The organism is Ligilactobacillus saerimneri, from assembly GCF_036689625.1.
Lineage (GTDB): Bacteria > Bacillota > Bacilli > Lactobacillales > Lactobacillaceae > Ligilactobacillus > Ligilactobacillus saerimneri.
The window spans coordinates 1,397,821-1,418,187 of record NZ_CP144759.1 but is presented as its reverse complement, the minus strand read 5'-3'; the positions used below and the strand labels follow the sequence as shown (position 1 = coordinate 1,418,187).

Here is a 20,367-nt window from a genome sequence, read left to right as displayed (position 1 = left end):
AGATGAGTTCTTTAGTAATTATTTCTGTTTATGCTTGAGATAGGAAGCAAAGATTACAGATAAGCACAGGATACAAAAGACAGTAACCCAGATTGCCACCCGCATTCCAGTGACTAGAGAATGTGGCAAACCAGCGATCACGATCAGAAGTGTAACTGAGATTGCCCCTGATACCTGCCGCAACGAGTTGTTCAAGGCGGTAGCATGACTGATATCTTCATGTGCTACTGCGACGAATGATTCGGACATGGCAGGTGAGAAAATCATAGCATTACCGGCCATCCGGATAGCATAAGCAACTGTCATGAGCCAGATGGGGGTATCTTTAGTAATCGTTAGGAAAGGAATAGTAGCAATCAACATCAAGATTGCCCCAGAGAAAATCAACCCCTTAGGACCGTGAGCATCGTAGTAGCGTCCGACCAAGGCAGCACACAGGGCGTTAACGATCGCCCCAGGCAGGAGAATCATTCCGGATTCCATGGAGGAAACGCGGGAAACATTTTCGGTGAAAACAGGGATTAGCTGTTCTGTTCCCAAAAGAACAGAGAAGGCCAACATCCCTACCATGGTCATCAACCGGAAGGACCGTTCCTTAAGAATGGCCACTTTGAGCAGTGGCTGCTTGAGTCGGAGTTGCCGTTTGACGAAGATGTACAAGATACCAATGCCGACAAGCAGCATCACAGAAGCAACCGCCCAGTTGTAACCAAAAACAGACATACTGAACAGGGCCAAACCAGAACCAATTAAGGATTCAAAGACTGATACCAGGTCAATTTTGATCGGCCGCGGGGTGGAATAGTTAGGAAAAGTAAACAGTGAGATGACCCACAAGAGGATCATCAATGGCAAAATCAAGATAAATAAGTAATGCCAATTAAGATAGTTGAGGATGATCCCTGACAGAGTAGGCCCAATGGCTGGCCCGAAAGCTACTACTAGGCTGGAAATTCCCAGAATTGTTCCCCGCCGTTGTGGAGGATAGATCGAAATCATGGTTGTCATTTGGAAAGACATCAACAGGCCCCCAGCACAAGCTTGGATTAACCGGGCTAACAAGAGACTATAAAAGTTATTAGCAAAACAACCAACGAGTGTCCCTACGATGAAAGTCCCGATGATGCCAAGATAAACTTGGCGGTTACTGTATTTTTCATACAAATTGGATGAAAGGGGAGTAACAATCCCAATCACTAAAGTATAGGCAGTTGTCAGTAGCTGCGTAATATTCAAGCTAACGTGCATTTGATGGCTGATCACGGGAAGGGCAGTTACCATCATTGTTTGACTACCCAAGCTAATAAAGGTTGATAAGAGCAACACAGCAGAAACGATCAAGCGTGTTTTAGTGTCGATTTGAACGCGAGAAGTGCGCATAGACATGAATAACGAATCCTCCTTATAGATAAATTAATTATAAAAACATATGCTATTATGCCTGGCAAACGCTGAAATAACAATACTTTACAGTAACTTTTAATGTTATCCAGTTCAAGTTTAATTCTCTTCGAATAAGGATTTAAGTTTTTTTAGGGGTTTGTGGTGGATTATGGTAGACGATGACTGTTACTGCGCTATCTGACGGTATATTGACTATATTTGATACCGCTTTCTTGTGCCTTGCGAAGGCTTTTTGTATTTTTTGGTTGTTTGTGGTGTTTTATGGTTGTTTTTCGCTGTGGTAGGTGGTATTATATGGAACGAAGAGGTGATGAAAGTGCTTGCAGAAGAACGACGGCAAGTGATTTTAAGGATGTTACAGCAACATGGCATCGTTAAGATCCAAGATATTTGCCGCTTAACCGACTGCTCGATGTCGTCAGCACGGCGTGATTTACAGCTCTTGGAAGAAGAAGGGCTTTTACACCGGGTACACGGGGGCGCACAGATCAAGCGTGCGCTCCAAAGCGAAATGACGATGACCGATAAGTCGAGCAAAAACCATGACCAAAAGGTGATGATTGCGCAAAAGGCCGCCGCTCTCATTCAGGATGACGATGTGATTTATCTTGATTCTGGTTCAACTACATTGGAGTTAGCCCGAATTTTGGACGCTACCAAAAAAATTACGGTGGTAACTAACAGTGTGTTGAGTGCGGCAGTATTATCAGACCATGGGATCGACACGATTGTTCTAGGCGGGCGTCTCAAGAACAATACCCGAGCGATTGCCGGGGCGGATGCAGCGGTTGAGTTGAGTAAATACCGGTTTAACCGCGCTTTCCTAGGGATCAATGCGATTCATGCTACGGATGGTTTGATGACGCCTGATCCAGACGAGGCAGCTGTCAAGCGGATGGCACTACGCCAGAGCGACAAAAATTACGTTATGGCTGACAGTACTAAGTTTGATCAGGTTTCGTTTGTTAAAGTCGCTGATTGTACGGACGCTACCATTATCACAGATGATAATTTGTCACCGCGGATTGCTAAGCGTTTTGTCAACCAAACGTTTATCTAGGAGGTAAGGTTATGATTTATACAGTTACGATTAACCCATCCATCGACTATATTGTCCAGTTGCCAGAGTTGCATTTGGGTTTGGTCAACCGGATGGCTTATGACAACAAACTTCCCGGCGGAAAAGGGATCAATGTTTCCCGCATTCTCCGTGAACTGGGCCATGACAGTGTTGCCTGGGGCTTTATGGGTGGTTTTACAGGTCGGTTTATTACCGATGCTTTGGAAAAGGATGGTTTAAAAACTGACTTCACCCCTGTCGCAGCTGACACGCGGATCAATGTCAAGATCAAGGCCGAAGAAGAAACAGAAATCAATGGTAAGGGTCCGGCAGTGACTCCTGCTGAAATCGCTACTTTCAAAGAAAAGTTTGCTCATTTGACTGCAGACGACGTTGTAATTTTTGCGGGTAGTTTGGTGCCGAACCTGGATGATGATTTCTACTTTGAACTGATCAAGATCATTCAAGAAAAAGGTGCCCAGTTCGTTATTGATACAACTGGGGAGAGCTTGCGCAAAGCGCTCCAAGAAAAACCCCTGGTGGTTAAGCCTAATAACCATGAATTAGCAGAGCTCTTTGGCGTTGAATTCTCAGGGATTGATGACATCATCAAGTATGCTCAAAAGCTTCGGGAGATGGGAGCACAGTACGTGATGATTTCCATGGCTGGTGATGGTGGCCTGTTGGTTACTGCCGATGGTGTTTACCGGAGCTTGGCACCGCAGGGCACAGTGGTTAACTCAGTAGGGGCTGGGGATTCGATGTTAGCTGGATTCACGGGGACATATGCTGATACCCATGATCCGGTCGAAGCCTTCCGCTATGGGTTGGCTAGTGGATCAGCAACCGCCTTTTCAGAAGATTTGGCAACGCGGGCTAAGATTGATGAGATCTTGCCGCAAATCAAAATCACTAAGATTGGTTAATGAGATTTAGTAATTTATTTGCAAGTATGTTAGTAAAGGGAGTGTAAAAATGGATATTCGCGAATTGCTCAAGCAAGACCTGATGGTAATGGACTTGCAGGCAACTACCAAACAAGAAGTTATCGATGAAATGGTACATAACTTGTTTGTCCATGGCATCATCGATGATGAAGATGTATATAAGAAAGATATTTTGGCCCGTGAAGAAGAAAGCTCCACTGGGATGGGAGATGGGATTGCGATCCCACACGCCCATGATACAGCCGTTAAGACACCAGCAGTGATGTTTGCTAAGAGTGCCCAAGGGGTTGACTACCAATCCATGGACGGGCAACCAGCCCATCTTTTCTTCATGATTGCTGCACCTGAAGGAGGAAGTAATACCCACTTGAAGGCTTTGGCCGCCTTATCCCAAGTATTACTGAATGCTGATGTGGTTGCTCAATTAAAAGCTGCTACTGAACCAGCTCAAGTTCAAGCAATCTTCTCCAAGGCTATTGAAGCTAAGGAAGCAGAAAACAAGGCCCGGGATGAACGTGAACAAGCTATGGCTGCTAGTGAACGGCCTTACCTAGTTGGGGTGACTGCTTGTCCAAACGGGATTGCACACACATATATGGCAGAAGAAAACCTCCACAAGGCTGCTGAAAAGCTCGGGGTTGATATCAAGATTGAAACTGATGGTTCCGAAGGTGTTGGTCACCGGTTGACTGCGCAAGATATTGCCCGTGCCCAAGGGGTAGTGATCGCTGCCGATAAGAAGATTAACATGGCACGGTTTGATGGCAAGCCACTGGTTAACAAAGCTTCCATTGATGGAATTAGACATCCAGAAGAACTGATCCAGAAAGTCTTGGATGGCAAAGCTGCTGTTTACCATGCTGAAGGCGGTGCCGTAGCTGCTGAAGAAGATGACAACAACGGTTCTACTTGGAGTAACATCTACAAGCAATTGATGAATGGGGTTTCCCACATGTTACCATTCGTTATCGGTGGTGGGATTCTGATGGCCCTTTCCTTCGTGGTAGAAAGCTACTTTGGTGGTGCTAACTCCGAAGCCTTTGTTTTCTTAAACAATGCTGGGAATATGGCTTTTGCTTTCATGGTCCCTGTTTTGGCCGGATATATTGCTGAATCAATCGGCGACAAGCCAGCATTGATGCCTGGTTTCGTCGGTGGGTTTATGGCAATGGTATACAAGGGCTCTTTCGGTGGAGCATATATTGCTAATATCCAACATACTGCCAACTCTAACGCTGGGTTCCTTGGTGGGATTGCTGCCGGTTTTATCGCTGGTTACTTGATCGTTGGTTTGCGTAAGCTCTTCTCTGGAATGCCAAAGTCCCTTGAGGGGATGAAACCAATGTTACTATATCCTGTTTTAGGCTTGCTGTTGATTGCTTTGATCATGTACTTCATCGTCAACCCAATCTTCTCCACGATCAATAGTTGGATTACTAGCTTCCTGAATGGGATGGGGACTGGTAACTTAGTATTGTTAACGACTATCTTGGCCGGAATGATGGCGATCGACATGGGTGGTCCTTTCAACAAGGCGGCATATGTTTTCGCTTCTGGTGCTTTTGCTAACGATCCAAAGTCCGTTACTGCTGCTATCCTGATGGGGGCTGTTATGGTTGGGGGGATGGTTCCTCCATTCGCCACTGCTATCGGGACTGCCTTCTTCAAGAACAAGTATACTGAAGAAGAACGGCGTGCCGGCGTTACTAACTGGATCTTAGGCTTCTCATTCATCACAGAAGGGGCTATTCCATTCGCAACTTCTGACCCTGGTCGTGTCTTACCATCATGTATTATCGGTTCTGCCATTGGTGGGGCATTAGTTGGGATGATGAAAGTTGGTGTGCCTGCACCTCACGGTGGCTTGTGGGTATCCCCACTGGCAACTAACATCTTAGGCTTCTTTGTTGCAACGATTGTTGGTTCCATTGTGGCTGCTTTGATCCTAAGCTTCTGGAAGAAGCCAGTTAATGAATAATGTTCACTAAGAGACTGGAAACAGTCTCTTTTTTATTCCCTAAAACGAACATACGTGCTATATTATTAATTAATAAAAACGAAAGGATGTTCGCTTTATGGAACGAGATAAGATATACTTGGCGATCGACCTCAAAGCTTTTTATGCATCGGTAGAGTGCTGTGCCCGTGGATGGGACCCGCTCAATACCAACCTGGTAGTGGCTGACCAGACGAGGACAGATAAGACAATTTGCTTAGCAGTTTCACCAGCCCTCAAGGCTTTTGGGATCAAGGGCCGGCCACGGCTATTTGCGGTAAAGCAAGCCGTAGCGACGCTCAACCGGGAGCGAGCACAGCATGCTACTTGTCATCATCTTTCTGCGCATAAGTCCGTTTATCGGCAAAAATTGTTACGTTCGCCCGACTTGCGCATTGATTTCAAAATCGTTCCTCCGCGGATGAAGTACTATCTCCAAAAAAGTGCTGCCATCTACGGAATTTATCTCCGCTTCTTGCCGGCAGATAAGATCCATGTTTACTCCATTGATGAAGTTTTCTTGGATGTTTCTGATTATTTGGTCACACATGATGTGACTGCACACCAACTAGCCCGGTTGCTTATCAAACGGATTTATCAAGAAACAGGACTGACTGCGACTGCTGGTATTGGCACTAACTTGTATCTGGCTAAAGTGGCTCTCGATATCGGGGCCAAGCATGTGCAGCCAGATTCTGATGGAGTCCGGATTGCTTTTCTAGATGAAAAACGGTACCGGTGTGATTTGTGGGATCATCAACCCCTAACGGATTTTTGGCGGATTGGTCGGGGGTATGCGCAACGTTTACAGAAGTTGGGCTTAGTGACAATGAGGGATATTGCGCAAGCTTCGTTGGGAACATTAACAGATCAGGGAAATGCAGACCTGCTTTTCAAAGAGTTCGGGATTAATGCGGAATTATTGATTGACCACGCCTGGGGCAAAGAAGCAACGACGATGGCAGACATCAAGCATTATCATCCTGCCGCCCATGGCTTTTCTACCAACCAAATCCTGCCAGCTCCAACGCCTGTTGCTGATGCGCGTTTAACTTTAGGTGGAATGATTGATAATTTGGTGCAACAATTGGTACGCTATGATCTCTTGACTGATCAGATCAGCCTGGGAATTAGCTATGATCAAGCCAGTTTAAATTACTATGACTATCAAGGAGAATTAAGTCAGGACTTCTATGGGCGGATCCGCCCCAAATCACTCCATGTCCATACAACCTTGGCTGTTCCTACGGCGGCCGCCAGTGACTTACGGCGTGCCTTTCATACGTTGTTTGATCAACATATCAACTCGCATTTACTGGTGCGCCGCATTATGGTAGGAGCTGGTCATCTCCAATCCCGCCAGGGCAACCAGCTAGCAGTGCGGTATGAGCAGACAAATCTGTTTGTGGACCCATTAGCACAACGGGTACAAGAGCAGTATGCTGATTATCAACGTGAACGTGATCACCGCTTGCAACAGGCAATCTTGACTTTGCAGCAGCAGTATAATAACAAGAATATTGTTATCAGATTGGCCGACATCCTTCCTGGAGCACGGACGAAAGAGCGGAATCTGCAGATTGGAGGCCACCGGGCATGAAGAATAGAGAATATCTGCGGGATGAATTGATCAGTAAAGAATATATTCCTGCTCGGAATCATCCCCGGATGCCGCGCACCAAGCGCGCTGCCCAATTTGCGCCCTTTGCAGCCCTGACGGGCTTCGAGCAAGAAGTAGCGCTGATTCGGGAAAAATATCAGCGGAAACGGTACTTAGACCAAGCAGCTCAAACCCAAATCTGGACCCTCTTAACTCAGAGTATGACTGAGCACCGGCCACTTACCATTGAATATTTCAATGAGGCAGTAGGATACTACGATGAAGTAACCGGAGTGGTAACTAATTTAGATAACAGGCGGCAAGAATGTATTCTTGCTAACAAACAAGTTATGTACTTGGAGAATATCGGTGGCGCATGGTTTAGGCAAAAGAGTAGAGAAACTTCTGCAAAGAACACTAGACTGGTATAAAATAAAGGGTATATAACTTAGAGAAAGTTGAGAATTAGCTAGGATGACGAAAACACTCTCACTTGTGGTGCCGTGCTATTACGAGGAACAAACAATTGACCTCTTTTATGCGGCAGTTGAAGATATCAAATCCCAGCTACCCGGATTAGAACTAGAATATTGGTTTATCAATGACGGGTCGCGGGACCAAACATTAGCTAAAATGCGGGCATTACAAGCCCGTGATCCAGAGCATGTGCATTATGCGTCCTTTTCCCGCAATTTTGGTAAGGAAGCAGCAATGCTATGTGGGCTTCGCTTAGCAACTGGGGATTACGTTACAGTAATGGACGCGGACCTGCAGGATCCACCAGATATGCTCCCCCAGATGGTTGAGATCTTGGAAACCACGGACTATGATTGTGTCGGCACTCGGCGGGTGGACCGCGAAGGTGAACCCCCAATTCGGTCATTTTTTGCCCGGATGTTTTACCGGATCATTAATAAAATTTCGGACAGTGAGATCGTCGATGGAGCCCGTGACTTTCGGGTGATGACACGCCCGTTTGTCAATTCAGTGCTAGAGTTAAGCGAGTACAACCGTTTCTCCAAGGGGATCTTTAGCTGGGTTGGTTATAAGACCAAGTACCTCCCATATGAGAATCGGGAGCGGGTAGCTGGAGATACGAGCTGGAATTTTTGGGGTTTGTTTAAATATTCGATTGATGGTTTAGTGAATTTTTCCCAATTTCCGCTCGATATTGCTTCGCTGGTTGGCTTGTTCTCATCATTATTTTCCGGGCTGGGAATCCTCTTTATTGTTATTCGGTACCTGATGTATGGTGACCGGACAACTGGTTGGGCCTCAATGGTCTGTATTGTCCTCTTTATCGGGGGGATTCAGCTTTTGTGCTTGGGGATTCTTGGCAAGTACATTGGCAAGATTTTTACTGAGGTTAAGCACCGTCCGATTTATATCGTGAAAGAAAAGAAATAATTACTTAAAGTGAGGGTAGGATCATGATTGATTTACATGAAATCATCGACAAGATGAACCCCAAACAGAAGTTTAACTATGACAAAATAATGCAAAAGATGGTTCAGAGTTGGCAGGCTAATGGTATTCGCCCGCGGATCCTAATGCACAGCTGTTGTGCACCGTGCAGTACATATACTTTGGAGTATTTGACCCAGTATGCAGATGTGATGATTTATTTTGCTAACTCTAATATCCATCCACGTGATGAGTACCTGCGACGGAAGTATGTCCAGCAGAAATTTATTCATGATTTCAACGCGCAAACAGGAAATAAAGTCCAATTTATTGCAGCTCCTTATCAGCCCCAGGAATACTTTGAACAGGTCCGAGGATTGCAGGATGAGCCAGAAGGAGGGGCCCGGTGTCGGGTATGCTACAATTATCGTTTAGATTTAGTGGCACAAAAGGCCGTCGAGTTGGGCTTTGACTACTTTGGCAGTACATTAACGATCTCGCCCCATAAGAATTCCCAAGTGATCAACAGTGTGGGGATTGACATTCAGGAGTTATACGATACGCAGTATCTCCCCAGTGATTTTAAAAAGAATAACGGGTACCGGCGGTCAGTTGAGATGTGTCATGAATATGACATTTACCGGCAGTGCTACTGTGGCTGTGTCTTTGCAGCTAAGGCCCAGGGGATTGACCTGAGTCAGATCAGGCGTGAGGCCCGGGCTTTTCTAGTTGGTAAGGATGGCGACCAAGAATTCCCAGAAATTGTCTTTAACATTGAACGAGAAAATAAGTAGCAATGAAAAGCGGGTGGGGAATGCCTTAACAGCAGTACATCTGATAATAAAGGGTACTCCGCATATGGTAAAATCTCCGGGAGGCTGGACCTGCATCCATGCCTTATTTCCTGGATGATCTGATAGTATCCTCTGACCGTGCGCGCTGGTGAACTAACTTCAAAACTAAATTTAGGCATAGTAAAACCCCCATAATTGGATTGTTTTAATCCAACTATGGGGGTGTTTTTATTCCTAGCCTTTATGGTTATTCATGTTTTTCTGGTTTTTCCGCCAATGTAATTAACCCAACGGCATTCATCCCAGTGTGGGTCATAATGATAGGACTAGTTAATTCAGCAAGATAAGGAATATCCTTGTTGACGTTATTAACTAGCACGTTGTCCTTGATCCGTTGTAAAAATTCTGGATCAGTAGCGACGTTGGACAAGGACAAAGCTTGGATTTGGTTGTCCTGGTGCATTTTCGCAATTTCCTTAGTATGCTTGAGGAAAAGTTTGCGTCCCCGCCCCTTAGCATAGATCCCCAAGCCATCGTTGTTAACCCGAACGATAACTTTAATATTGATGATTTTAGTTAAAGCACCGGCGACCTTGCTAATGCGCCCGCCTGCGACTAAAGCATCAAGATTATCAACTAAAACATCAATTTGAGTTCGATGCCAAATATCGATTAAGTGGGCCTTGATCTCATCCATAGACTTGCCAGCAGCGATATCTTTGGCTGCGGCAATAACTTGGAAGGCCATCCCGCGGTCAGTTGACTTACTGTTGATAACAGTAACCTTGCCATCGACCATCTCGGCGGCAGCCACAGCTGTTTTGTAAGTTCCGCTTAGGAAGTCAGCCATCATAATTGCGAGCACTTCGCTCCCGTCAGCGGTTAACTGCTCGTAAAGATCAAGAAAACGCCCTAATGCGGGTTGACTAGTCTTGGGAAGGATGCCCCGCCGTAAGTATTCCACTAACTCTGGTCTTGTGATCGTTTCCCCATCAATGTATTGCTTACCTTCAAGTTCGACGGATAGTGGAATAATCGTAATATTGTATTTTTCAATTTCAGCAGGTGTTAACTGAACTGAAGAATCGGTTAAAATTTTAATAGCTCTTGTCATAGGGATACCTCACACACGATCCTTTATAAAAAGGTTTTCTTTCCTTTAATTATACGGCAAAAAGGTTTTGATGTGCAACTGGTTATTAAAGTTGTCTGATATAGATTTGAAGTCTATATATCTAGATTAAAAGACCAAGACGCGCAGAGAATACGGCCGGTGCCGTTCGCTGATTTGAAGCTCACCTTCCTCAAAGGTGATGATCTTGTACGGACCACCGTTGATTTGCGTTGCTAGACTAGAATTTTCATCGCTTGCAAGAATGTTTTTTAGTTGCAAGTTATACTTTTGCGGCAAATGACCAATGATCAATGGTGGTCGGTCATGGGGGAGGTATTTGAGAGCATAGAGTTCTGCCGCGGGGTCAAAGTCAATCACAAAATCTCCCAGATAAACATCTTGGGGGTAGCGTTGGACTTGGAGCTCCTCATAGTCTTTGAGCAAAAGTAATTGGATATTTTTTTGTAGTGCTTCATCAGTATAGGAATCTAAAAGAGCCGTTTCTGTATCAAGCTTGTGGAGGGCAAGCTGCAATACGTCAAGATGTTCATATAGATCGGGAATTTCAGTGTCGATATACCAGGGATCGTTATATTTGATTTCATGGTATGGACTGACAGCTGCGGGTTTTTTGGATGATTCTGCCATTAAATCACCTCCTAATGAATAAATTTTGCGTATGTTTATCTTAGCACAAGTCAAAGCTGGCGCCGAATAAAGTTGACAGCGCATTCGTAATGGAAGTGTAGTATCATAGAAAGTGAATAAAGGATGGTGAGCGGATATGTTTGCTGAACGACTACGAGCATTACGACAAGGAAGAAATATGACTCTGACAGAGTTAGCACGCGAATTATCGAAGATGACCCCTGATGAACGTCCCAATACTGGGCCCCAAATAGGTAGTTGGGAGCGCGGAGTGAATACTCCTTCATATATTGAGGTTCATAAATTAGCAGTTTTCTTTGGGGTTTCCATGGATTACTTGGCTGGTCGGGCTTATCCTCAAATTGACCTTAATGAATTGTTTGCGACGACTTCCCAGTTAGAATTTGCTGGGCAAAAATTGAGTTCAGCTGACCGTAACGCCATCTATGGCCTGGTTAAGGGTTATGTCCAGGGTAAATACTTCGATCCAAATGGGGCGAGTGGTATGGCCCTGACTGATGATTTGACATTACCACTAGATTGAGAGTTGAAAAAGTGAGAGCAGATTATAAGTTAATTATTCGTAATATCTTTCTAAACGTTATGGGAGCGCTGGTTTATGCCATTGCCGTCCGGGCTTTCCTCATTAGTAATGACCTCGGTGAGGGTGGGGTAACAGGTCTCATGACGATATTTTACTATTGCTTCAAGATCCCGACTTGGTTGACCAACTGTGTGCTCAACACAATCATTTTGATCTTGGGATGGAAACTACTGGATAAAAAGACGGTTTATTACACTCTTTTAACCATCTTTTCGATTTCAACCTGGCTACATGTTGTGGATCGGATCCACTTTGAACTACATGATCCCTTGGTAGCTGCTTTAGCAGGTGGGGCTCTGATGGGGATCGCCATGGGATTGATTTTCAAAGGACATGGGACCATCGCCGGGAGTACCGTTTTAGCCGCTATTTTGAATAAATATTTTGGCTTCAAAACAGGTTACGCGATGCTAATTTTTGATTATGCAGTAGCTATTCCATCCTTAGTGGTCATAGGGTTTGAAAACATGCTACTAACCTTGGTAGAACTGTATGCTTCAGCAGTTGTTTTGAACAAGATCTTAGCCTGGGGAGTTGACCAAAAGGCGCTGTTAATCACCGGAGAATTTCCGCAGACCTTAGGCACAGACTTAACCCAGTTGTATGGGGGAAAAATAACTGAGTTAGCTGGAGATACAGGGGTCCACTTATATTATGTTTGCGCCACAAGCAAGTATGTTAATGCGCTTAACAAGATCAAACAATTAGCGCCAGCAGCATACGTCGTGGTATCTGATGTGCGCAGTAGTTACGGACGGGATGTACTGCGTTTACTATAACAAGATATTGTGAGTGGAAAATAATCTTTGCGGTAAGCTAGGATGATAAAGTGCGGTGGTCTTTGTTCGTACTTAGAATTAGACTTACGGTTATTTTCCCCGTTAGTTGTAAAACAAAGATCGAGGCTGGTGAGAAAACACTGTTTTCTCCCAGCCTCTTGTACTAGGAAGATAGGCGAAGCTTTTTGTCTCCCTTATAATCTATGCTAAAATTGAACTACTAACATTTAAATGCTTAGGACGCATGAAAGGAGAAGTAATCTGATTGTTTACGATTTTGCATAAAATGTACGGTCCACTGTTTGATAGTCATAACTGGGCAACAGTGGTGACGTCCAAAGAAGATTGGATCATCATTTTGACGTTAGTTCTATTAGAATGTATTTTGTCTGTTGATAACGCGATTGTTTTAGCTGCCCAAACGCAAAAGCTACCAACAAAGCTTGAACAAGAAAAGTCTTTATTCTATGGGCTATGGGGGGCCTATATTTTCCGCTTTATCCTGGTCGGATTAGGGTCATACTTGATTAATTTTTGGGAGATTAAAGTGGTCGGAGCAGTTTATCTGATTTACCTGTCTGTTCGCCACTTTTATGAAATTCTTCGTCCTGACCGAGTCCATCACAAGGACAAAAAGAAGTCCCTTTTTGCATGGATGCCTCTATTCTGGCAGGTAGTTATTTCAATTGAGATGATGGATATTGTCTTCTCCGTTGACTCGGTATTGGCTTCCTTGGCTGTTTCACCGAACCCCGTGATTGTATTTATCGGTGGGATGGTTGGGATCTTGTGTATGCGGGGGATCGCTGAAGTGATCATGCGGTTAATGGATGTCCTCCCCGAACTGAAAGTGATGGCCTATGTTCTGATTGGGATCATTGGGATTAAGCTATTATTGTCAATCCCAGCAATTGATATTGAAATTCCAGCGACATGGTTCGGTTTAATCGTGTTATTAGCCTTTATTGTGACATTTATTGTGCATTGGGCTAGAAACAAAAAGTAATGTCCAAATGGAGAAAAGAGGAAGAGTGGATGCGACAAGTAACACCAGCAACTATTGAACAATTGACTGCGGATCACATGGCGCTAGTAGATTTTTGGGCTTCGTGGTGTGGTCCCTGTCAGATGATGGAACCAGTCTTAGCTGCATTAGATCAGGAATTCGGGGCAGAGATTAACTTTGGCAAACTGAACGTTGAAAAGTACCAAGACTTTGCTGTATCCAATAACATCATGAGTATTCCAGCTCTAATCTTATATGTTGATGGTCAACCCAAAGAAAAAATTACGGGGTATCGGGAGCTGGCTGCCATGCGGGCATATTTGAAACGTAAGCTAGCTGAATATCCAGCTTAGGGGTTGTAATAGTGAAAATTAAGAAAAGTCAGATTATTGGTAATACATTGAGTATCATGATCTGCGCTATGTTGGGTGGGAGTTTACGCTACTGGCTCAGCCAGGTTATACCTTTATGGCCCATGCTTGTCATCAACCTTAGTGGATGTCTAATTTTGGGGGGGTTGACCTTTTATTGGCTTGAACGCAAACCTCTCGCTGAATGGATCACTGTTGGCTTGGGAACCGGGTTGCTTGGTGCCTTTACCAGCTTTTCATCGTTTACCCTCGATGTAGTCAAAATGACTAGTCCTGGATTGGTCTGGGGATATGTGCTCCTCAGTATTGGTGGCGGGTTGCTGGCAACTGCTAGTGGCTGCTATATTGGGCATTACCTAGGTACACGGGAGGTACGCCGATGACATATTTGTGGATATGTTTGGGAGCCAGTTGTGGTAGTGCCGTGCGCTATCTGATTGCAACATGGTTTAAAACTCAACAGTGGGGGCAAACCTTCCCGTACGCCACTCTCATTGTAAATCTCACGGGAGCTTGGGGTTTGGGCGTATTGGCCCACCACCTGGTAGCAACTAGTTCGGCTTATTTACTACTGGGAACCGGGTTTATGGGCGGATATACAACTTTTTCGACTATGAACCTAGAATTGTGGTTACAGGCTAAGAGTAAAAAATGGGGGCAATTGGTACCTTATTTACTATTAACTTATGGTGGGGGTGTACTCCTAGCTTGGTGGGGGTATCTCTTATAAAAATAAAAGATGTGATTGAAGAACGATGAAAGAAGAAAAAATTGCGATAATAACTGATAGTTCTAGCGGGTTGCCGGCAGAATTATTAGCTAAAAACGATATACAAGTGATTAATATCCCCATTCGTGTAGGGGAAAAAGTCTATCGTGAAGGAGCAGGACTGGATCCGTTGTGGTTTCAGGCTGAGATGGCAGAAACAGATCAAGTTCCGGTTTTAGAACAATTACCTGTATCAGTGTTACAGGAACAGATGAATAATTTGAGGACGGCGGGGTATACTGACGCATTGTATATCCTTTTGTCGGGGGGGATTTCTCCTTTAGCTTCCAAAGTGGAGGCCTGTGCCAACCTCGTGGATGGGCTTAAAGTGACCGTCTTTGACTCTCTAACTGCAGGGGCAAGCCTGGCGCAGATGGTGCAGTTAGCAGTAGCTATGCGCCGTGATGGGTGCGATGTTTCTGAAATATTAACTGCTTTGCGTGAGTATCAAGGCAGTTCAGCGACACTGTTGGTGCTACGTAATTTGCGCCAGTTGAACAAGCACGGTTATGTATCCAATGGATCAACCCTGGTTAGCAACATTCTCTTGCGGTTAAAAACTTTGGCGTTGTTTGATGAAACCGGGCGGTTAGTGATGGTTGATACTCAGAGCCGGCTCAAGACACTTTATAAAGAAGTTACTAAACGCGCCCATAAAGATTACTTGAACTTACAGGACCGAATGGTGATCACTATCATGGAAACACCTGACCGGATGAGTACAGATAGTTTAGATGAGATTCGTGAACAATTGACCAGTACTTTTCCGAAAGCTAAAGTTGTGGTCAAACCTTTTCCACCATCTTTGATCACGATCACTGGGGCACACAGTGCGGGGATAACTTGGGGGCCCGACTGGGAGTTTCTAGCGTTAAAAAAGAATTGAGATTTAAATAGAGATTATGTGAGCGGGAGACGTAACTAGTGTTGCTAGTTAGGCCGCTCTTTTTTGATTGAGGAAGTGATGGGCATGCGGATTGCGATCAGTAGTGATAATCATGTGGATAGTAATCAGGTAGATGTGGATGAAATTGTTGCACAACAAGCAGAATATTTACGTATCCACAATGTGGATATGTATTTTATTGCCGGCGATGTCACCAATGATTTTCAAAAAACAGTGGATTATGTGGAAAAGTTAACTGCTTTAACCACAGCTGAGGTCCGTTTTATCGCGGGCAATCATGATATGCTCCATAATGTAACGTACACAGAGCTCGAGTCAAACCTTCATCCCCAATATTTCCACAGGCAGCAGTTAAGGCTCCCTAACTGGACGATTATTGGTAACAATGGCTGGTATGATTATTCCTTTTCACAGTATTATACACAGCCGGCTAGTGTGGTGCGGTGGAAAAAGGCTTTGTGGGTAGATAGTCCGCTCCAGCAGCCAGGATCCGACCGGGAACGGATGGATCGTGTTTTGGCCCAGATAAAAAAAGCTTTGGACCAAGTGCAAACCCCTAATGTGCTGGTTATTACCCACTTTGTTCCTCACCGCCAGCTTCTATGGCCCAAGCCAGCACGGGTTAAGACTGCCCGGCATGAACGGATTTATGAAATGGTAGTTGCAATGATGGGAAGTCAACGACTGGGTGACTTGCTTGCAAGTTATCCCCAGGTAAAGGATGTGATTTACGGCCATATTCATGGAGTTCACCCACCCCAAATCTATGATGAGATTACCTACCTAAATCCAGCTGTGGGAGTAAATAAACTGCGCAACCAAGAATGGCAATGGCCAAACTTTATGCAACAATGGCAACACCAATTAGTGGTGCTCGATCTGGCATAGAAAGTTATCCAGATGTTAATAACCCGGTAGTAAGAGAATCTCCTTGCTACCGGGTTATTTAAAGGCTATTTATTCTTATATGTGGAAACTTCGATTAAGTTTTGATCCGGGTCATGGACATAAAGGGAAAGCATTTCTCCTTCTGCTCCTAATTTTTTCACCGGACCAGCCACGATATCGACAAAGTAGCTCACCATATGGTTGTGCACATCTTCCATATTATCACCAACAACAATTGCAAGGTCGGCCGCCCCAACGGTGGGGTGTGTGGCCTTGAGGGCGTCACAATCAGCACGCTGCAGGCGAATCAATTGGTGCCCGCAACGGAGGGTAGTTACATGGTCATCACTTTGGTCAGCGATGATCGGCATATCAAACACTTCATGGTAAAAACGTTCCGCAGCAGCAATATCACTAACAGTCAGAACGATATGGTCAAGTCTTCTTACACGCATAATTAAATACCTTCTTTTTTATAATTTTTCCATCCTTTAATGCAGGTGGTAACAAAGTAAGTCCCAATAACAGTAACCAGGGCTTCGGTGATCGGTACGCTAGCCCAAACCCCGTTGATCCCAAACAGGTGGCCACAGATGACAATGGCAGGAATAAGAATAATGTATCCCCGCATGATGGAAAGGAAAAAAGCCTGGCGTGGCCGGTTGACAGCAATCATGAACATCATCATTAAGACGTTTAGTGCGACGAAGAATGCACAAGTAAAATAGATCGGTAAACCTGATGTTGCATAGACACTCAGAGCTTGGGAGTGAGCGGTGTTGAACACTGCAACTACTGGTTGGCGGAAAAGCGTCAAGCAGATAAAGGTTCCGGTTGCAATTCCCAAAGTAACCTTGAATCCCAGCTTTAGGGAAGTGATTACGCCCGCATAGTTATGCTTGCCAAACTCACGACTAGCAATCGGTTGGACTCCGAGCGCAACCCCGTTACTCATAGCGATGACAACAAGCGCGATGTTAGCGATAACTCCATAGGCAGCGATTGCCGGGTTGCCCCCTAAGCCAAGTAAGACCCAGTTAAAAACAAAGATACTTACCCCACTGCTTAGCTCATTGAAGAAAGAAGCAGTCCCCAGGCGGGCGGCTTTAAGGAGCCAATGCCAGTCAGGCATAGCGAGGCGTAAGGTCAGAGTTCGCTGAGCAAAGCGCCGATGAAAACTAGCTACCACAAGGTTGAGGGTCGGTGCGATCGCAGCAGCAATTGCTGCTCCATTCATTCCCAGGTCAAAGATAAAGATCAAGACATAATCCAAAACAATCATCGAAAGGGTTTCGGTAAGGGCAGCAGCCATCGTCAGTGAAGGATTACCATCGTTACGAATAAAGTTAACGGTGATGTACTTGCACATGATAAAGGGAGCTGACCAAGCAAGGATCCGAAAATAAGAATAGGCCAGAGGCAGGGTTTGTTCATTGGCTCCTAGCAGATGTAAGATTGGAGTGGTAAACAGATAAAATAAAATGATAAAGATAATCCCCGTTCCGGCAGCAAAGGTAATCAATTGGCTGAAGAGGTTGCGGACCTTTTCAGGATGACGCACCTTGTTGAGAGAAAAGAGGGTCGAGCCCCCGACCCCGAGCATCAAGCCGATCGCATTGAAAAAATTAAAGACAGGCAGAACAATATTAAGGGTGGATAACCCGAGCTCTCCTGCGGTGATGGAAACAAAAAGGGTATCAATCAAGATATATAGGGAGATCCCCAGGTATGCAAAAATATTGCGGAAAATATAGTGGCGAGTTTCTTGGATAATTTCTTTTTGCAAGCATGTTCTTCCTTTCACGAGCATATCAAATTTAGTATACCAGAGTTTATGGTGGAAAGCGTAAGGAAGTGTGCGTTGAGTAGGCAATTAAATTCAAGTATAATTGGGCGTGTGTAGAAGTATAATTTTTGATCTACATATAGGAGAGGCTGGGAAAATTTTGTTTTTCTCAGCCTCATTCTTTATTTGCAAATTCTATATCAATAACATGGCTGTTCGAGCTTGCCGCGAGGATTATTTCTAAGCATATTTGACAAGTATTTTTGGTTGTAGGGACCAAAGGTGTACAATGATATAGTTAAGTAATTATTTTAAAGAGGCGATAATATGCATAAGGGAACAAAGATTATTACTTTAGATAATGGCTACCATTTGTGGACTAATACGCAGGGCGAGGGGGACATTCATTTACTTGCCCTCCATGGTGGTCCTGGTGGCAATCATGAATATTGGGAAGACGCAGCTGTACAACTGCAAAAACATGGGATCAACGCCACAGTAACTATGTATGACCAATTAGGTTCACTTTATTCAGACCAGCCAGACTATTCCCAACCAGATATTGCGGCTAAATATTTGACGTATGAATACTTTTTAGATGAAGTCGACGAAGTACGGGCTAAGTTAGGTTTAGACAATATCTATTTGATCGGGCAGAGCTGGGGTGGCTTGCTTGTTCAAGAATATGCAGTTAAGTACGGGCAGCATTTAAAGGGAGCAATCATTTCATCTATGGTTGACGAAATTGATGAGTATGTTGACCATGTCAACTATCTACGGGAAAAGACTCTTCCTGCTGATGCCGTGGCCTTTATGAAAAAATGTGAGGCGGCGAATGATTATAGTAACCCCCAATACCAAAAATACGTTCAAGTAATGAATGAGAACTATGTAGATCGTAAGCAACCATCCAAGTTATACCACTTGTATGACCTAGGGGGAACTGCGGTATACAATGCTTTCCAAGGGGATAATGAGTTTGTGATCACGGGTAAACTCAAAGACTGGCATTTCCGGGATCAATTATCTAAGATCACGGTTCCAACCCTCTTAACCTTTGGCGAACACGAAACCATGCCTCTTGCAACTGCCAAGACGATGGCAAGTCTCATCCCTAACTCACGGCTGGTAACTACACCTGAAGGGGGTCACCACCACATGGTGGATAATCCGGATGTTTATTACCACAACTTAGCTCAATTTATCAATCAAGTTGAAAATCATACTTTCAATCAAGCTTAAGTTTGCAGAGTGCGCAATGATGCTAGCCCCAATATGGTCAGTGTTGTTCGGGCACTCTTTTTATTAACTAGACGACAAACGTAACGATAACGGCTTATAATGAAACTAATAATAATGAAAGGGTGATGACGATGCAAATTGGTTTTATCGGAACAGGGGTTATGGGAACGGGAATTATCCAAAACCTATTACGTGCAGGCTATCAAGTGCAGGTTTTTAACCGCACAAAGGCTCACGCACAGACAGTAGTAGCTGCTGGTGCTCAATGGGTGGATAGCCCAGCTGCTCTAGCTGAACAAGCGGATGTGATTTTCACAATGGTAGGTTTCCCCCAAGATGTCGAACAAGTTTATCTAGGTGAAAATGGTCTTTTAGCCCATGCCCATCCCGGACAAATTATGGTTGATATGACGACTAGCAAGCCATCACTAGCTCAAAAGTTGGGACAGTTAGGGCAGGAGCAAGGGGTTGCTGTTTTAGATGCCCCGGTTTCTGGAGGTGATATTGGGGCAAAAAACGGGACCTTGACAGTAATGGTTGGGGGCCCTGCGGCGCCCCTAAATCAGCTCCGCCCCTTAATGACCAGTTTTAGCAAGGAAATTAATTACTTCGGCAGTTGGGGTGCAGGCCAGCATGCCAAGATGGCCAACCAGATTATGATTGCGGGTACAATGACAGGGATGACAGAGGCGCTGGTTTATGCACGACATGCGGGCTTGGATACTAAGCAAGTTATTCAGACCCTCCAAGGTGGGGCAGCGGCCAATTTTAGCATGGGCACGTATGGCCCACGGATCTTAGCTCAAGACTATACACCCGGCTTTTTTGCCAAGCATTTTCTCAAGGACTTACGGATCGCACTTGCTGAAGCAGAAGCTATGCACCTTGACTTGCCTGGCACAGCTACTGCTAAGCGCTTGTACACAGAACTCGTAGATGAACGCCACCATGGCGATGATGGGACGCAAGCATTGATTAAGTTGTGGGAAGAAAATTAATCATTCGTAATGAGCAAGAAAAAATAGATTACTAATGATTGGAAAACTTC

22 protein-coding genes are annotated in these 20,367 nt (G+C 44.7%); 17 read left to right on the top strand and 5 right to left on the bottom strand.

Annotated elements, in window-relative coordinates; genetic code table 11:
- Nucleotides 1-18: 18 nt before the first annotated feature.
- Nucleotides 19-1,386: an MFS transporter gene (locus tag V3C97_RS06900; RefSeq protein WP_338434088.1), complete on the bottom strand. Its 1,368-nt coding sequence runs from the start codon at nucleotides 1,384-1,386 to the stop codon at nucleotides 19-21.
- Nucleotides 1,387-1,720: 334 nt separating this feature from the next.
- Between V3C97_RS06900 and V3C97_RS06895 the strand changes: the two genes are divergently transcribed.
- The 7 genes from V3C97_RS06895 (at nucleotide 1,721) to V3C97_RS06865 (ending at nucleotide 9,205) form a co-directional block, all read left to right on the top strand.
- On the top strand, nucleotides 1,721-2,464 hold the full coding sequence (locus V3C97_RS06895) for a DeoR/GlpR family DNA-binding transcription regulator (protein WP_009551243.1): 744 nt from the start codon (nucleotides 1,721-1,723) through the stop codon (nucleotides 2,462-2,464).
- A gap of 11 nt (nucleotides 2,465-2,475) precedes the next feature.
- Nucleotides 2,476-3,390, top strand: a complete 915-nt coding sequence (gene pfkB / locus V3C97_RS06890) for a 1-phosphofructokinase (protein WP_338434087.1) — start codon at nucleotides 2,476-2,478, stop codon at nucleotides 3,388-3,390.
- 49 nt (nucleotides 3,391-3,439) lie between these two features.
- Nucleotides 3,440-5,389, top strand: a complete 1,950-nt coding sequence (locus V3C97_RS06885) for a fructose-specific PTS transporter subunit EIIC (protein WP_338434086.1) — start codon at nucleotides 3,440-3,442, stop codon at nucleotides 5,387-5,389.
- 97 nt (nucleotides 5,390-5,486) lie between these two features.
- Nucleotides 5,487-7,007 (top strand): LytTR family transcriptional regulator, encoded by a 1,521-nt coding sequence (locus V3C97_RS06880; RefSeq protein WP_338434085.1) that lies wholly within the window; start codon nucleotides 5,487-5,489, stop codon nucleotides 7,005-7,007.
- Nucleotides 7,004-7,438 (top strand): YolD-like family protein, encoded by a 435-nt coding sequence (locus V3C97_RS06875; RefSeq protein WP_338434084.1) that lies wholly within the window; start codon nucleotides 7,004-7,006, stop codon nucleotides 7,436-7,438. The genes V3C97_RS06880 and V3C97_RS06875 overlap by 4 nt, the downstream gene beginning before the upstream one ends.
- Nucleotides 7,439-7,481: 43 nt before the next feature.
- Complete coding sequence (locus V3C97_RS06870; RefSeq protein ID WP_027826461.1) at nucleotides 7,482-8,414, top strand: glycosyltransferase family 2 protein; 933 nt, start codon at nucleotides 7,482-7,484, stop codon at nucleotides 8,412-8,414.
- Nucleotides 8,415-8,437: 23 nt separating this feature from the next.
- Nucleotides 8,438-9,205, top strand: coding sequence for an epoxyqueuosine reductase QueH (locus tag V3C97_RS06865; RefSeq protein ID WP_338434083.1), 768 nt, complete (start codon nucleotides 8,438-8,440; stop codon nucleotides 9,203-9,205).
- 247 nt (nucleotides 9,206-9,452) lie between these two features.
- Here the strand turns inward: V3C97_RS06865 and V3C97_RS06860 are convergent, their stop codons facing one another.
- On the bottom strand, nucleotides 9,453-10,319 hold the full coding sequence (locus V3C97_RS06860; protein ID WP_278838415.1) for a DegV family protein: 867 nt from the start codon (nucleotides 10,317-10,319) through the stop codon (nucleotides 9,453-9,455).
- 126 nt (nucleotides 10,320-10,445) lie between these two features.
- A complete protein-coding gene (locus V3C97_RS06855) occupies nucleotides 10,446-10,967 on the bottom strand; it encodes a hypothetical protein (RefSeq protein ID WP_338434082.1) in 522 nt (173 codons plus the stop codon).
- Nucleotides 10,968-11,103: 136 nt separating this feature from the next.
- Between V3C97_RS06855 and V3C97_RS06850 the strand changes: the two genes are divergently transcribed.
- The 8 genes from V3C97_RS06850 (at nucleotide 11,104) to V3C97_RS06815 (ending at nucleotide 16,291) form a co-directional block, all read left to right on the top strand.
- Nucleotides 11,104-11,511, top strand: coding sequence for a helix-turn-helix transcriptional regulator (locus V3C97_RS06850; protein ID WP_338434081.1), 408 nt, complete (start codon nucleotides 11,104-11,106; stop codon nucleotides 11,509-11,511).
- A gap of 11 nt (nucleotides 11,512-11,522) precedes the next feature.
- Nucleotides 11,523-12,350 (top strand): YitT family protein, encoded by an 828-nt coding sequence (locus V3C97_RS06845; RefSeq protein WP_338434080.1) that lies wholly within the window; start codon nucleotides 11,523-11,525, stop codon nucleotides 12,348-12,350.
- Between the two features lie 286 nt (nucleotides 12,351-12,636).
- Entirely contained in the window at nucleotides 12,637-13,356 is a 720-nt protein-coding gene (locus tag V3C97_RS06840; protein WP_338434555.1) for a TerC family protein, read from the top strand.
- Nucleotides 13,357-13,385: 29 nt separating this feature from the next.
- Entirely contained in the window at nucleotides 13,386-13,709 is a 324-nt protein-coding gene (locus V3C97_RS06835; RefSeq protein ID WP_180848728.1) for a thioredoxin family protein, read from the top strand.
- Nucleotides 13,710-13,720: 11 nt separating this feature from the next.
- A complete protein-coding gene (locus tag V3C97_RS06830) occupies nucleotides 13,721-14,110 on the top strand; it encodes a fluoride efflux transporter FluC (protein WP_051174542.1) in 390 nt (129 codons plus the stop codon).
- Nucleotides 14,107-14,457 carry a fluoride efflux transporter CrcB gene (gene crcB, locus V3C97_RS06825; RefSeq protein WP_338434079.1) on the top strand — a complete coding sequence of 117 codons (351 nt, stop codon included), beginning with the start codon at nucleotides 14,107-14,109 and terminating at the stop codon, nucleotides 14,455-14,457. Before V3C97_RS06830 ends, crcB begins: the two co-directional genes overlap by 4 nt.
- A 25-nt stretch (nucleotides 14,458-14,482) precedes the next feature.
- The gene (locus tag V3C97_RS06820; protein WP_027826451.1) at nucleotides 14,483-15,382 is read left to right on the top strand and encodes a DegV family protein; all 900 of its coding nucleotides are present in this window, start codon (nucleotides 14,483-14,485) and stop codon (nucleotides 15,380-15,382) included.
- A gap of 84 nt (nucleotides 15,383-15,466) precedes the next feature.
- Entirely contained in the window at nucleotides 15,467-16,291 is an 825-nt protein-coding gene (locus V3C97_RS06815) for a metallophosphoesterase (RefSeq protein WP_338434078.1), read from the top strand.
- Nucleotides 16,292-16,356: 65 nt separating this feature from the next.
- Here the strand turns inward: V3C97_RS06815 and V3C97_RS06810 are convergent, their stop codons facing one another.
- Complete coding sequence (locus tag V3C97_RS06810; RefSeq protein ID WP_317294383.1) at nucleotides 16,357-16,746, bottom strand: VOC family protein; 390 nt, start codon at nucleotides 16,744-16,746, stop codon at nucleotides 16,357-16,359.
- A gap of 2 nt (nucleotides 16,747-16,748) precedes the next feature.
- Nucleotides 16,749-18,101 (bottom strand): MATE family efflux transporter, encoded by a 1,353-nt coding sequence (locus V3C97_RS06805; protein WP_338434077.1) that lies wholly within the window; start codon nucleotides 18,099-18,101, stop codon nucleotides 16,749-16,751.
- Between the two features lie 303 nt (nucleotides 18,102-18,404).
- Between V3C97_RS06805 and V3C97_RS06800 the strand changes: the two genes are divergently transcribed.
- Together V3C97_RS06800 and V3C97_RS06795 are read left to right on the top strand one after the other, a co-directional pair.
- On the top strand, nucleotides 18,405-19,319 hold the full coding sequence (locus tag V3C97_RS06800) for a proline-specific peptidase family protein (RefSeq protein WP_338434076.1): 915 nt from the start codon (nucleotides 18,405-18,407) through the stop codon (nucleotides 19,317-19,319).
- A 125-nt stretch (nucleotides 19,320-19,444) separates the two neighbouring features.
- Nucleotides 19,445-20,317 carry an NAD(P)-dependent oxidoreductase gene (locus tag V3C97_RS06795; protein WP_338434075.1) on the top strand — a complete coding sequence of 291 codons (873 nt, stop codon included), beginning with the start codon at nucleotides 19,445-19,447 and terminating at the stop codon, nucleotides 20,315-20,317.
- Nucleotides 20,318-20,367: the final 50 nt, after the last annotated feature.